Below are 14,579 nucleotides of genomic sequence, written 5' to 3' on the forward strand. Positions count from 1 at the left end.
ATGAACGGTGTAAAAACAATACTATTTATTCTTTTCATTTGTTGCATTTTTAGTAATGCAACCGCACAATCTATTACAGTAAATGACTCGTATACAGCAAATCAACTAGTAGAAAATGTTTTAGTAAATAGTTCCTGCGCTACCATTTCAAACGCTGAGGCTACCGGAGATAATTTTTCTGGTATTCAAAAAAGTTATGCTTATTTTAATGCAGGAACCAGTACTTTTCCTTTTAAAGAGGGCATTCTGCTGAGTACTTGGAGCAGTCAAAATTCTGTAGGCCCATTTATAAGAAACAGGGGTGGTGGGAATTCAGGTTGGCTAGGTGATTCTGATTTAGAACAGGCACTAAATTTAACACAAACATTCAATGCAACCGTTCTTGAATTCGATTTTATTCCGTTGACAAATTTTATCAGTTTCAACTATATCTTTGCTTCAAATGAATACCAAGATTATTTTCCCTGCCGTTTCTCAGATGGATTCGCTTTTTTAATCAAAGAAAAAGCAAGCGCTACACCCTATCAAAATATAGCGGTCCTACCCAATACGACTATTCCTGTTTCATCAACCAATGTTCATCCCCTGATTCCTCCATTCAATGGATCTCAGAATGTAATATTAGGTTGTCCGCCAAAAAACGAGAACTTTTTTGGCGGATATAATGGAAGTACCAGCCCAATTAATTATAGTGGACAAACTACGGTTCTAAACGCGCAAAGCAATGTCATTGCCGGCAAAATTTATCACATAAAATTAGTTATTGCTGATCACACAACGGAGGAATTTGATTCAGCTATTTTTCTGGAAGCGGGTAGCTTTCTGCCAAAAATTGATTTAGGGCCTGATCGGTTGCTAACCACAAACAATGCTATTTGCTTTGGCGAAAGCTACACTATTGATCCTAAACTACCCTCAAGTTATAAATACAAGTGGTTTAAAAACGGCATTGAATTATCTGACACTACACCTACTTACACTGTTACAAGTCCTGGTAATTATAAAGTTGAAGTGCTATTGACACCCAGCTGTATTGCAACCGAAGACATAAAAATTGAATATGTTCCAAAAATGGATTTAAGGGACATCACACTTTTGCAATGTGATACTGATACTGACGGAATCACTATATTTGATTTGACAAAAGTAGATGCCATTGTAAAAAATAATATACCGAATTTAAGCATGGTAGTCTATTATGAATCTTTGGATGCTGCCAAAACACAAATGAATCCAATAAGGAATGCAACCACTTTTCAAAATTCAGCTCCGAATCAATCTGTATTCGCTAGAGTGACCAATTCTTTAGGATGTGAAAACTTTGCGGAAGTAAAACTTCTTATTTCCAATACTGCCCTATCGCAACAAAATCCCATCAAAACCTGTGATGGCGATGGTATCGAAGATGGTTTAACTGAATTTAATTTAAGTACTCAGGCGACCGCACAGGTACTGACCGGTTTACCAGCGGGATTGGTCGTTCAGTATTATTTGACCTCAACAGATGCTATAGCAGCGCAAAACCAACTCTCAACAGTTTTTAGAAACACGATTCCGAATCAACAAACCATTTTTGCTAAGATTGTAAATGGACCCGACTGTTATGCAATTACTCCTATACAATTGGAAGTAAACCCATTTGACCCACCTAATTTTCAAGACGAATTTTTGATTTTATGTGAAGGATCTAGCCTATCTCTTGCAGTTGATAGTGGCTTCAGCAACTATTTGTGGAACACAGGAGCAGGTTCTAATAGTATTCTGATTGATGCTCCAGGAATGTATTCTGTAGTAGTTACAAATGAGAAAGGTTGTCAAAAAACTAAAAAATATATGGTAACTCTTTCTGGAATTGCAACGATAACAGGTATAAAAACAAACGATTTTGCTGGTGATAAAAATTCAATTTCAATTGAATACACGGGAATTGGAGCATATGAATTTTCGATTGACGGTGCTTTTTTTCAAGAAAATTCCACTTTTAATAGTATGGTTCCCGGAGAATATTTAGTCTATGCCCGAGATAAGAATGGTTGCGGCACCTCATTCCCTTTTGTAGTCTACGTATTGGATTACCCGCGTTATTTCACACCAAATGATGACGGCTACAATGATGTTTGGAAAATTAAAAATTTGAACACACTTCCCCAATCAACATTATATATTTTTGACCGTTACGGTAAGCTACTGAAACAATTAACGGTTTCAGATGTTGGTTGGGACGGAACTTTTAATGAAGTCTTATTACCTGCTGATGATTATTGGTTTAATTTAACTTTTGCGGATGGGAAAATCATAAAAGGGCATTTTTCTTTAAAAAGATAATACTTATTTCCCTATTTTTAGTGCATGAAAAAAACTTTACTTATTTTCTTTATTTTTTTATCAATAAGCTGCTTTGCCCAATTTAGTAAAACACATTATATACCACCGCTGTCAGGTTCTAATTCTGTTGCTGCACAAGACCAATACTTATACATTTCTACACCAAGTGTTATTCCGGTTAAGGTTAAAATTAATGCAATCGGTGTAGGTATCACGGAAATTATAGTATCAAAAAATTCCCCTGTTGAATATAACGTTGGATTTGGAACAAATACTCAACTCCATGTAGACCCTAGTTTATTAAATACTCCTTTATCTGACAAGGGGTTTATAATTGAAGCCGAAAATTTAATTTACGTCGCCGCGCGAGTAATAGCTGGCAATTTCAATCAAGCAGGATCCCTTATTTCAAAAGGCTTATCAGCTATTGGAAATGAATTTAGGGTAGGAGCTTTTGTCAATACGGGTACTGCAAATAGCGGAACTTTCAGATATACTTTTTTGTCAATATTAGCAACTGAAAACAACACGGTTGTTGATTTTAGCGACATAAAACCCGGAGTAACTTTAATGGGAAATGCAACGGTAGGAAACACTCCTCCTAGCGTAACTTTAAATACAGGTCAGAGCTATATTTTAGCAACTGAAGATATAAGTATTGCCAATAAAGATGGATTAATTGGTGCGTTAGTCAAGTCTAATAAACCAATTGTGATGAATTGTGGTTCTTATGGAGGTACTAACGGGAATATTAGTGGTAATTTAGATTTAGGATTTGACCAAATAGTTCCAGCACAAAGGATAGGAAATGAATATATTTTTGTTCGTGGTTTGGGCTTAGATATTTTAGAGCGGCCTTTACTCGTAGCTCACCAAAATGATACTTATATTTACCTTAATGGAAGTACAATTCCGTTCAATACAACACCGCTCAATGCCGGACAGTACATAATCCTTGATGGTACAAATTATTCAGTCAATGGTAGTTTATACGTAAAAACAAATAAAAATATATTTGCATACCAAAGTGTTGGGAGTTCTAGTCAGGCAAATCAAGAAATGTTTTTTGTTCCGCCATTAAATTGTTCTACCCCAAATATTGTTGATAATATTCCAATGATAGAAAAAATAGGATCCACGTCATTTACTACAAATAGCGGCTTGAATATTGTCACTGAAAAAGATGCAATAGTTGAAATCGCAATAAATGGCGTTAGACAGCCTGTAGGAGTTTCACCTAGAGATGTTATTGGAAACGGGCTTTATGAGACTTATACCGTAACAGGTTTAACTGGTAACATTAGCGTGTTTTCGACAAAGCAAGTCTATGTTTCCTATTTTGGTTCCAACAACGCAGCCACTTATGGAGGTTATTATTCTGGTTTTGATACAAAACCAGAAATTATTACTGACGAAATCAATGTTGGCAGTTCCTCTTGTATTCCCAATGTTACGCTAAAAGTTAGTTCCATTTCTTCGTACAACACCTTCGAATGGTACTTTAATAATTTTCCTATAGCCAATTCAAACAACAGTTCGTACCCTCCCACAAAACCTGGTTATTACCAAGTAAAGGGTAGTATATCTGGATGCAGTTCTCCTCCTGTATTATCTGACCTTATTCCTGTAAGCACATGTGAAACTGATATAGATAATGACAGCGTAAACGATAATATAGATATCGATAATGACAATGATGGTATAACCAATTGCACGGAATCTTATGGCAATCAAGATATTAATACATCTAATGCAAATGGAGGAAATATAGCAACTGGTCTTTATTCTAATTCCTTTTCGGGAGCAATATCTACCTCTACAGCAGCGAGTGCAACCCCTTTTACAGGGAATAACAATGGAAGTTTTATTACCCAAATACCCGCAGGAAAAGGAAATTTTGTAAGCTATAAAATGACTTTTGCCCAACCCATAAGTTTGGGAATGGAGTATGTAACAAGTGCCAATGCATCAGATTTATTGAATGCTGATTCTGATTACACTATAAATTCAGATGTCGATAAAACCATAACGGTACTCAACCCAAACAACCAATTATTGATTGATACTAATTACGATGGTATTTATGAAAGCGGTGTAACACAATATTCTTCTTTCGAAATACGATTTCGCTTGAACAGTAGCGCCCCACTGGCATCTGGAACAGGAACATTCAAGTTTCTTACTTACTTATCCAACTCACTCAGTTTCACACACAGAAATTTATCTGAGACCAATGCCAACAAATCAACATTTAAGTTTTTTGCTTCTTGTGTTCCAAAAGATTCCGATGGCGATGGAACCCCAGACCAGCTAGACAGTGATAGTGACAATGATGGAATTCTAGACTTAATAGAATCTCAACCAAACGCATCTGTTGCATTATCAAATTCTGATACTAATAAAAATGGATTAGATAATGCGTTTGAACCTGGTTTAATCCCAATCGATACAGATAATGATGGCGTACCCGATTATCTAGATTTAGATAGCGATAATGATGGAATTACTGATGCAATTGAAATTGGAAATCTTGGAACAGACACTGATACTGACGGTATCAAAAATTATCGCGATTTAGATAGTGATGGAGATTCCTGTTCTGATGTTATTGAAGCAGGATTCATGGATCCAAATGGAGATGGATTATTGGGCTCTATTGCGCCTCCAAGTGTTAATAGTTATGGACTAGTAACTAGTGGCTTGGGCTATACAACCCCTAATAACAATTACATCATTGCCGCGCCAATTGTAATCACTTCTCAACCGCTTGCAAATCCTTCATGTGAATCAGAAAACACGACAATTACATTAGTTGACAATGGGAACAACACCTACCAATGGCAAGTTTCAAGTAATGGGACGACTTGGAATCCTATTATTAATAACGTAATATATTCTGGAGCAACAACCAATACTTTAGTAATAACAAGCGTAAAAAATACAATGAACGGATATAAATATCGAGTTCAACTGAATAAAGCCGGTAATTCTTGCGGATTACTTTCCGATGATACTTCGCTAACCGTATACACTTTACCAACCGTTAATAACGTAACTATCATTCAATGTGATGCTGATTTAGATGCGGTAACCGCCTTTAATCTAACGGTGAAAAATGACGCTATTTCCAGTAATTTTGCCAATGAGGATTTCTTTTATTACACTTCCTTGGATGGTGCTACCACAGGAAACGTGTCAGAATTAATTAATACGCCTACATCTTTTACGAATACAACACCCGGCATGATGACAGTATGGGCAAGAGTAGTCAATGCTAATGGCTGCTTTAGCGTAGCGGAATTAAACTTAAAAGTTTTAGTAACACAAATTCCAAGTACCTTCAAGAGAACGTACATGGAATGTGACGATTTCTTAGATGAAAACGGGAATAACAATTCAAACAATAATAACAGAGATGGAATTAGTTCATTTGACCTAAGCAGTACCGAAACGGATATAAAAACTCTATTGCCAGTTGGTAATTATACCGTAACTTTTTACCGTAATCAAACAGATGCGTTAGCGGAAAAGAATGCGATCACAACTATTTCAAACTATAGAAATATTGGTTATCAAAACACACAGGAAATATGGGGTCGAGTAGATAGTGATGTTGATAACGCTTGTTATGGTTTGGGGCCCTATGTATCGCTTACTGTAGAAAAACTACCTTTTGCGAATGTGGTTACCGTTCCTAGACAATGCGATGACAATCAAGACGGAATATATACTTTTAACACTTCTACTTTAGAATCAGATATATTAAAAGGACAAACTAATGTTACTATAACTTATTTTGATAAAAATAATAATCTGTTACCCAGTCCTTTTCCGCCAACATTCACCACGGAATCTCAGACCATAAAAGCAGTGGTAACGAACTCGACAACTTTGAGCTGTTCTGATGCAACGACCATCGTTTTTATCGTGGATGATTTACCTCTAGCTTTCCCAATTGCAACAGCTCTAACAACCGTTTGCGATGATGAAGCAGATCCACTACTGCAAGATGGTAAATATGGATTTGACACCAGTGCTTTTCAAAATACAATTTTAGGAGGACAAACAGGAATGAATGTTAAATATTTCGACAGAGATGGTGCCTCGTTACCAAGTCCACTACCAAATCCATTTTTTAGCAGTACTCAAGACATTACTGCTACAGTAGAAAATACTATAAATTCAAACTGTACTGCATCGGTAATTATACCTTTTATAGTAAATCCACTTCCACCAATAAATTTAAATTTAGATGGAAGTGAGGATGAATTAGTATGTTCGAATCTCCCCACTTTCTTCGTAACACTTGAGGCGGGAATTCAAGATGGTTCAGCTACAGCTAATTACACTTACGTTTGGTCCAAAGACGGTGTTGTTTTAAGTGGCCAATCCAATGCAACCTTAGATGTTAATGCCGAAGGTAATTATACTGTTGAAGTAATTACAACTCTAGGCTGCAGTAGATCCAGAAAAATAAAAGTGAAAGCATCAGATATTGCAACGATCACAACCATTGATATTGCAGACCTAACAGATATCAATACGGTAACGGTGAATGTTAGCGGAAAAGGAAAATATGAATTTAGCCTAAACGAACCGTCCGGCCCTTACCAATCATCTAATGTATTTACTAACATCCCTTCCGGAATTTATGATGTATTTATTAATGACATCAATGGTTGCGGAACGGTTAGTAAAACTATTTCAGTTATTGGTGTTCCAAAATATTTCACGCCTAATAATGATGGTTACAATGATTTTTGGAATGTAAAAGGAATTAATGCCAACTTTAATGCCAAGTCTACAATCTATATCTTTGACCGTTATGGTAAGCTTTTGAAACAATTGATACCAACTAGCGAAGGTTGGGATGGAACTTTTACAGGCCTGCCTCTTCCATCTGATGATTATTGGTACACCATTAAATTAGAAGATGGAAGAGAGGCCAAAGGACATTTTAGCTTAAAAAGGTAAAAAAAATTAAATTTTAACAATGACAAAAAACGTCTTACTAATCTTATTCTTATTTCTTGCATTTATAAAGAGCCATGCACAAAGTGACTGCAGCGATGCAATTATTGTTTGCGGAAATACAAATTTAGAAGGACTGACTGTAACCGGTATTGGCACTCAAGAATTATCTGCTTTAAATACTTGCTCAAGTGAGGAGAATAATAGTATTTGGCTAAGAATATCGATAAAAAAAGGCGGTACACTAGGATTCAATCTCGTTCCTGAAAGTACAGATATCAGAGAAGATTTTGATTTTTTTGTTTTTGGACCTAATGAAACATGCAATGCTCTTGGACAGGCCATCAGGTGTTCTACCACTAATCCAGCATCAACAAGGCAGAATAATAATTATACTGGCATGAATGAATTAGAGAGTGATACCGCCGAAGGACCTGGAAACAATGGAAATAGCTTTGTAAAATGGCTGACGGTAGCTGACGGAGATTCTTATTTTTTAGTAATAGACCGACCTATTGGCAATAGCAATTTTTCAATTCAATGGACCGGAACTGCAACATTCAATTCTTCGCCTACCAGTAATGTACCAACGGGAGAAACCTTAAATATAGTTCAATGCGATAGCGATGGAACAGCGGACTTTTCTACGACATTCGATTTAACTAAAAATACTCCAATTATCATAGGAAACCAAACCGGTGTTAACGTGAGTTATCATAAAGATCAAAATGACGCAACAACAAGTATAAATCCGATACTAAATCCAACTTCATTTACAAATTCACAGAATCCTCAATCTCTTTTTGCACGAATAACGAATACAATAACTGGTTGCTTCACCACATCAGAGTTTAATGTTCAAGTGAATGAATATATAAATATTCCCGCAACTGAATCCGTAATTTGCGATGATGCGAAGGACGGAAATGATTCAAATGGTAAAGCAACCTTTGATTTAAATAAAGTTACTGCTGAAATTTTAAACGCACAAAGTTCTACAGATTATATCCTCAAATATTTTATATCCCAAAATGATGCTGAAACAGATAGGAATGAATTAGGCCCCTTGTTTTATAACACGAATCCTCATCAACAGGACATTTATGTTAAAGCTTTTAGCCCTGCTACTTTATGTGTAGCCATAAGTAAAATAAATCTAACTGTCATGCCTCTTCCGCTAGCAAACAACGTAACAATAGTGCAGTGCGATGAAGATTCTGATGGATTTTCAGCCTTTAATTTAACTATAAAAAATAACGAAATATCGTCTACTACCTCTGCAAAATTCACCTATTATACTTCACTTATTGGTGCAGAAATAGAAGATTCTGAAAAATTAATTGTTGACCCTGTTGCTTTTATAAATACTACTGCAGGAAGCATGCAGGTTTGGACACGAGTTGAAAATACAAACAGTTGCATAAAAATTGCCCAAATTAATTTACTAGTATCGACAACACAAATCCCAACTTCATTTACTCGATTACTTTCGACTTGTGATGACTTAACAACAATAAATGACGATAGAGACGGAGTCACTACATTTAATTTCAGTAGCATTAACGTAGATATTAATTCCATACTTCCGTCTGCTACAACTCCCTACTCTATTCAATATTTCAATAATGAAGCAGATGCTTTATCCGAAAATAATGCAATACAAAACCCGTCCAAATATAGAAATGAAGGATATCCAAATGAACAAATTATTTGGGTCCGAGTGGAAAGTACGGCAGACAATACTTGTTACGGTATAAGTCCTTTACTAAAACTAATCGTGAATCCAAAACCAGTTATTGAAGATGATCCAGAGGAAACTAAAATAGTTTGTTCAAACCTTCCCGCATTTTATATAACATTAGAATCTGGACTTCCGAGCGGTATAGGATCTACCAACTACACGTATTCATGGATAAAAAACAACAGTGTCTTAAGTGGACAAACGAATTCAACACTTGATGTTAGTACGGAAGGTGATTATACGGTTATAGTAACAAGCCTTGCAGGATGCAGTACAACAAAAAAGATAAAAGTTTCAGCATCAGATATTGCAACCATAACAAAGATAGGCATAGTAGACTTAAGTACTATCAATACAGTAACAGTAAACACAATTGGACAAGGTGCGTATGAATTCAGCTTGGACAAACCAAATGGACCTTTTCAATTATCTAATTATTTCGATAATGTATCTTCTGGTATTCATGAAGTTTACATTAATGACAAAAATGGATGTGGAACGGTTAGTAAAACTATTTCTGTTATCGGTGTTCCAAAATATTTTACGCCAAATGCTGATGGTTTTAATGATTTCTGGAATATTGAAGGAATAAATGCTACTTTTAATGGGAATTCAACTATCTACATCTTTGACCGCTATGGGAAACTTTTAAAGCAATTAATACCGACAAGTCAAGGATGGGACGGTACTATTGCGGGACAACCTTTATCATCTGATGACTATTGGTACACTTTGCAACTACAAGATGGTAGGGAGGTCAAAGGTCATTTCAGTTTAAAAAGATAAATTAATTTTGGGTACATGGTACGCCAAATAGTAAATGATTACTTTTCATATTGAAGATTAGGGAATTTTTTATGCTAGAGGAAAATTCACTTTTTAGTGTTGCTATTATTGAGCTAACTATTTCAAGTTGCTTTATGAAACTCTCTCTGATGATATAAAAAAACATCCCGATACTACTTAAACCCGTTATAAAAGGCCATAAAAAAAGCCATTCGAATAAACGAATGGCTTTTAAATCTTATAAAAATAGAATTAGATTTTAAATCTCTTTCTATCAGTTTCTGTCAAATAGATTTTACGTAAACGAATAGATTTTGGAGTAACCTCAACATATTCATCTTTTTGAATGTATTCTAAAGCTTCTTCAAGAGAGAAAATGATTGGAGGAATAATCCTTGCTTTTTCATCATTTCCTGATGAACGAACATTAGACTGTTTTTTCTCTTTAGTTACGTTTACACACATATCATCAGCACGAGAGTTTTCTCCAATAACCTGACCTTCATAGATTTCAGTATTTGGTTCAACAAAAAACTTACCACGATCTTGTAATTTATCGATAGAATAAGGAATAGCTTTTCCTTTTTCCATAGAAATCAATGACCCTTTGTTACGTCCTGCTATCTCTCCTTTGTAAGGCTCATATCCTATGAAACGGTGTGCCATAATAGCTTCACCAGCTGTTGCAGTAAGCAATTGATTACGCAATCCTATAATTCCACGAGATGGAATATTGAATTTTACAATCATACGCTCCCCTTTGGTTTCCATGCTCAACATTTCTCCTTTACGCATAGTAACAAACTCTACAGCTCTACCAGAAAGATTCTCCGGTAAGTCGATTGTTAGTTCTTCAATTGGCTCACATTTTTTACCATCAATTTCCTTGATGATTACTTGTGGTTGACCAATTTGTAATTCGTATCCTTCTCTTCTCATTGTTTCAATAAGAACAGATAAGTGTAATACACCACGACCAAAAACCATAAATTTATCAGCAGAATCAGTTTCGCCCATTTTCATGGCTAAATTTTTCTCTAATTCTTTTGTCAATCTATCTCTAATATGACGAGAAGTTACAAATTTTCCTTCTTTACCGAAGAAAGGAGAGTCATTAATGGTAAACAACATACTCATTGTAGGCTCATCAATAGCAATTGATTTCAAAGCTTCTGGATTTTCAAAATCAGCGATAGTATCTCCAATTTCAAAACCTTCTACTCCAATAATTGCACAGATATCTCCAGCAATTACTTCTTGTACTTTCTTACGACCAAGACCTTCGAAAGTATGAAGTTCTTTAATTCTAGATTTAGTTGTTGTACCGTCTCTTTTTACTAATGAGATTGGCATACCTTCTCTCAATACACCTCTTTCTAGACGACCAATAGCGATACGACCTGTAAAAGCTGAAAAGTCTAATGAAGTAATCAACATTTGAGGAGTTCCTTCAGAAACTTTTGGAGCTGGTACATTAGCGATAACCATATCTAACAATGCTTCCACATTATCAGTTACGTTTTCCCAATGGTCAGACATCCAGTTATTTTTTGCTGAACCGTAAACAGTAGGGAAATCTAACTGCCACTCTTCTGCGCCTAATTCAAACATTAAGTCAAAAACTTTTTCATGAACTTCTTCAGGAGTACAGTTTTCTTTATCAACTTTATTGATTACCACGCATGGTTTTAAACCAAGGTCTAATGCTTTTTGTAATACAAAACGCGTTTGTGGCATAGGCCCTTCAAATGCATCTACAAGTAGACAAACACCATCAGCCATGTTCAATACACGTTCTACCTCACCACCAAAATCGGCGTGACCAGGAGTATCAATAATGTTGATTTTTGTTCCTTTGTATACTACAGAAACATTCTTTGAAGTAATAGTAATACCTCTTTCACGCTCTAAGTCGTTGTTATCAAGGATTAAGTCACCTGTGTTTTCGTTATCACGAAATAACTGACAGTGATACATAATTTTATCAACCAAAGTTGTTTTACCGTGATCGACGTGGGCAATAATTGCAATGTTTCTAATAGATTCCATCTGTGATTTTTAATGGGTGCAAAGGTACACTTTATTTTGATATAAAAAATATTTATGCAATAGTTTACATATTCTTAACCTATTAGACACCAAAAATTATAATAATAAAATCCCTAAAAAATAAGTTATCACTGATGATTAATAATTCGGCAATAATTATTTATATTTGGGTAATGAAAAGCAAAACCAATCAAGTAATCATCATCTACATTCTTATTTCAGTGTTTGTAGCTATTGTTAGTCACAAATTATTACTACAATATATATCTAATGAAAACCTTCCGTTTTACACTTTTACTAAAGACCTTTTATTCGTGCTGTTTACTGGTTTAATTTTCAAGCTCATTCTCTCGAAAAATGACAACCGAAACGTCGCCATATTTGAAAAACTCAAAAATACAAATGACGAAATAAAAGAATCAAATGAAAAATACAACATTGTAGCTAAAGCAACTAGCGATACCATTTGGGATTGGAAGATACAGGAAGACAGCTTTTCTTGGAACAAAGGAATTGAAAGTGTTTTTGGATACAAAGAAAAAGATGTAGACGATAATTCAAATTGGTGGTTTGATAAAATTCATCCAGAAGACAGTATTAAAATGTCCATCAGACTTTACTCTTTTATAGAACAAAAAACAGAAAATTGGCAGGATCAATATCGCTTTAGATGCGCTGACAATTCCTATAAATATGTTCTAGACAAAGGCTTTTTATTAAAAGATGATACCGGTAAAGCAGTCAGAATGATTGGAGCCATACAAGATATTACCAAACAAAAAGAGGAAGAACAAAGACTTAAATTATTAGAGACCGTAATCACCCAATCTAAAGATTCTATTATCATTACTGAGGCTGATTCCAGTGATGCTAAAATTCCAAACATAATTTATGTAAATCCTGCTTTTTCAATCATGTCAGGATATGAAGCTGTTGAAATCATTGGTAAATCCCCCGATTTATTTAATAGCCCAAATTCAGATATTAACGAACTAAAAAAACTATTAGCTGCTATTAAAAATAAGGAAGAATGCCTTATCGAAACGATAAGCTACACTAAAAACAAAGAGGAATATTGTGTACGCCTCTATATGATTCCCATTTACAACTTAGACAATGAACTTTCGCATTGGATTTCAATCCAACGAGACATAACTGATGAAAAAAAACAAGAAAGAGAAAAAGAGCAGCTCATTAGAGAACTAACACAAAACAATAAGGACCTAAAGCAATTTTCTTATATTACCTCGCATAACCTCAGAGCACCATTATCAAATTTAATAGGCTTACTTAATTTAGTAGAAGACATCCCGATCGAAAACCTAGAATTACAGGAGATTTTAAGCGGTTTTAATAAATCTACTCACTTATTAAACGACACAATCAACGATCTAGTAAAGGTAATCGTCATAAAAGATAATCCTTCCATTAAAAAAGAGGCAGTCTTTATCAAAGAAATATTTGAAAATGTTTTTGGTCAGCTTAATTTCCAAATTGAATTGCACAAACCAATCATTAAACTCGATTTTGAAAAAGTTTCTATCATTAATATCAATAAAGCATATATGGAGAGTATTTTATTGAATCTATTGACTAATTCCATAAAATACAAATCTGAACATAGAAAGCTCAAGATAACAATTACCACTCACGAAATTGATGATACTGTTGTTTTAATTTTTAAAGACAATGGCATCGGTATCGACTTGGTTCGAAACAGAGACAAAGTTTTCGGGCTTTACCAACGCTTTCATAACTATCCAGACAGCAAAGGACTTGGGCTATATTTGGTTAAATCACAAGTTGAAACAATGGGGGGAACTATTGAAATTGAAAGCGAAGTTAATAAAGGAACTACATTTACATTAACATTTAAAAACAGACAATAATGTTAGATCAAATTTTATGTATTGATGACGACCCTATAACACTTATGCTTTGCAAAAAAGTAATTATTAGATCATCATTTTCTAATGAAATAATCACATCCCAGAATGGCGAAGAAGCTCTTAATTTCTTCAATACCATTAAGTATACTAACAACAAAATTAATCCAATAACACAACCACAGCTTATTTTTTTAGACTTAAACATGCCCGTAATGGGCGGTTGGGAATTTTTAGATTATTTCAACAGTACAGAATTTGAAGAATTCAACACCATAAAGGTTGTGGTACTTACTTCAACAATTGACCCAGAGGACTTGGAAAAATCCAAGAAATACCCAATGGTTATTGACTTTTTATCAAAACCAATCAGTCAGTCTATGCTGGAATACTTAAAAGAAAAATTAAAATAATAATTGTTATGTCTTGTCCTGAATAACCGATACAGATTATTAGATAAAAATATTTAATTAAACACTTGCAAAAACGTTTTTGCAAGTATTTTTTGTTTTATATGTCCTCATTTTAATTTGACTTTGTATATGCATTTTGTTTGGAGTCAGCATGAAATTAGAATAATGAGGTCTTAATTCATTGTATATACTGATTGATTCTTTTACAATTTGTTTCATGATTTTTAAATCTAGGTTGTATTTATCAATCATGAATTCCTGTTTTAATATTCCATTTATTCTTTCTGCTACTGCATTTTCATATGGGTCAGAGTTTTGTGTCATACTTGGTAGTATTCCGTTTTTATTTAGTGTGTTTTGGTAATCATTCGCACAATATTGTAATCCTCTGTCTGAATGATGAATCAA

Annotated in this window: 7 protein-coding genes; 5 read left to right on the top strand and 2 right to left on the bottom strand. The window is 34.5% G+C overall.

Features of this window, described 5'->3' with window-relative positions:
* The 3 genes from BLS90_RS12240 to BLS90_RS12250 are packed head-to-tail and all read left to right on the top strand — an operon-like array spanning position 1 to position 9,823.
* Positions 1-2,325: a T9SS type B sorting domain-containing protein gene (locus BLS90_RS12240; protein WP_091258111.1), complete on the top strand. Its 2,325-nt coding sequence runs from the start codon at positions 1-3 to the stop codon at positions 2,323-2,325.
* 24 nt (positions 2,326-2,349) lie between these two features.
* Positions 2,350-7,299, top strand: coding sequence for a T9SS type B sorting domain-containing protein (locus tag BLS90_RS12245; protein WP_091258113.1), 4,950 nt, complete (start codon positions 2,350-2,352; stop codon positions 7,297-7,299).
* Positions 7,300-7,318: 19 nt separating this feature from the next.
* A complete protein-coding gene (locus BLS90_RS12250; RefSeq protein WP_091258115.1) occupies positions 7,319-9,823 on the top strand; it encodes a T9SS type B sorting domain-containing protein in 2,505 nt (834 codons plus the stop codon).
* A 252-nt stretch (positions 9,824-10,075) separates the two neighbouring features.
* On the opposite strand, the gene typA is transcribed toward BLS90_RS12250, so the two are convergent.
* Complete coding sequence (typA, locus tag BLS90_RS12255; RefSeq protein ID WP_091258117.1) at positions 10,076-11,872, bottom strand: translational GTPase TypA; 1,797 nt, start codon at positions 11,870-11,872, stop codon at positions 10,076-10,078.
* A gap of 173 nt (positions 11,873-12,045) precedes the next feature.
* Here typA and BLS90_RS12260 point away from each other — a divergent pair, with 173 nt between their 5' ends.
* The gene (locus tag BLS90_RS12260; RefSeq protein WP_091258119.1) at positions 12,046-13,761 is read left to right on the top strand and encodes a PAS domain-containing sensor histidine kinase; all 1,716 of its coding nucleotides are present in this window, start codon (positions 12,046-12,048) and stop codon (positions 13,759-13,761) included.
* Complete coding sequence (locus tag BLS90_RS12265) at positions 13,761-14,171, top strand: response regulator (RefSeq protein ID WP_091258121.1); 411 nt, start codon at positions 13,761-13,763, stop codon at positions 14,169-14,171. Before BLS90_RS12260 ends, BLS90_RS12265 begins: the two co-directional genes overlap by 1 nt.
* A 57-nt stretch (positions 14,172-14,228) precedes the next feature.
* On the opposite strand, the gene BLS90_RS12270 is transcribed toward BLS90_RS12265, so the two are convergent.
* Positions 14,229-14,579 (bottom strand): integrase core domain-containing protein (locus BLS90_RS12270; RefSeq protein ID WP_139171419.1); only part of this gene is annotated, 351 nt, incomplete at its 5' end.

Origin of the sequence: Flavobacterium omnivorum, from assembly GCF_900099915.1 — a bacterium.
GTDB lineage: Bacteria > Bacteroidota > Bacteroidia > Flavobacteriales > Flavobacteriaceae > Flavobacterium > Flavobacterium omnivorum.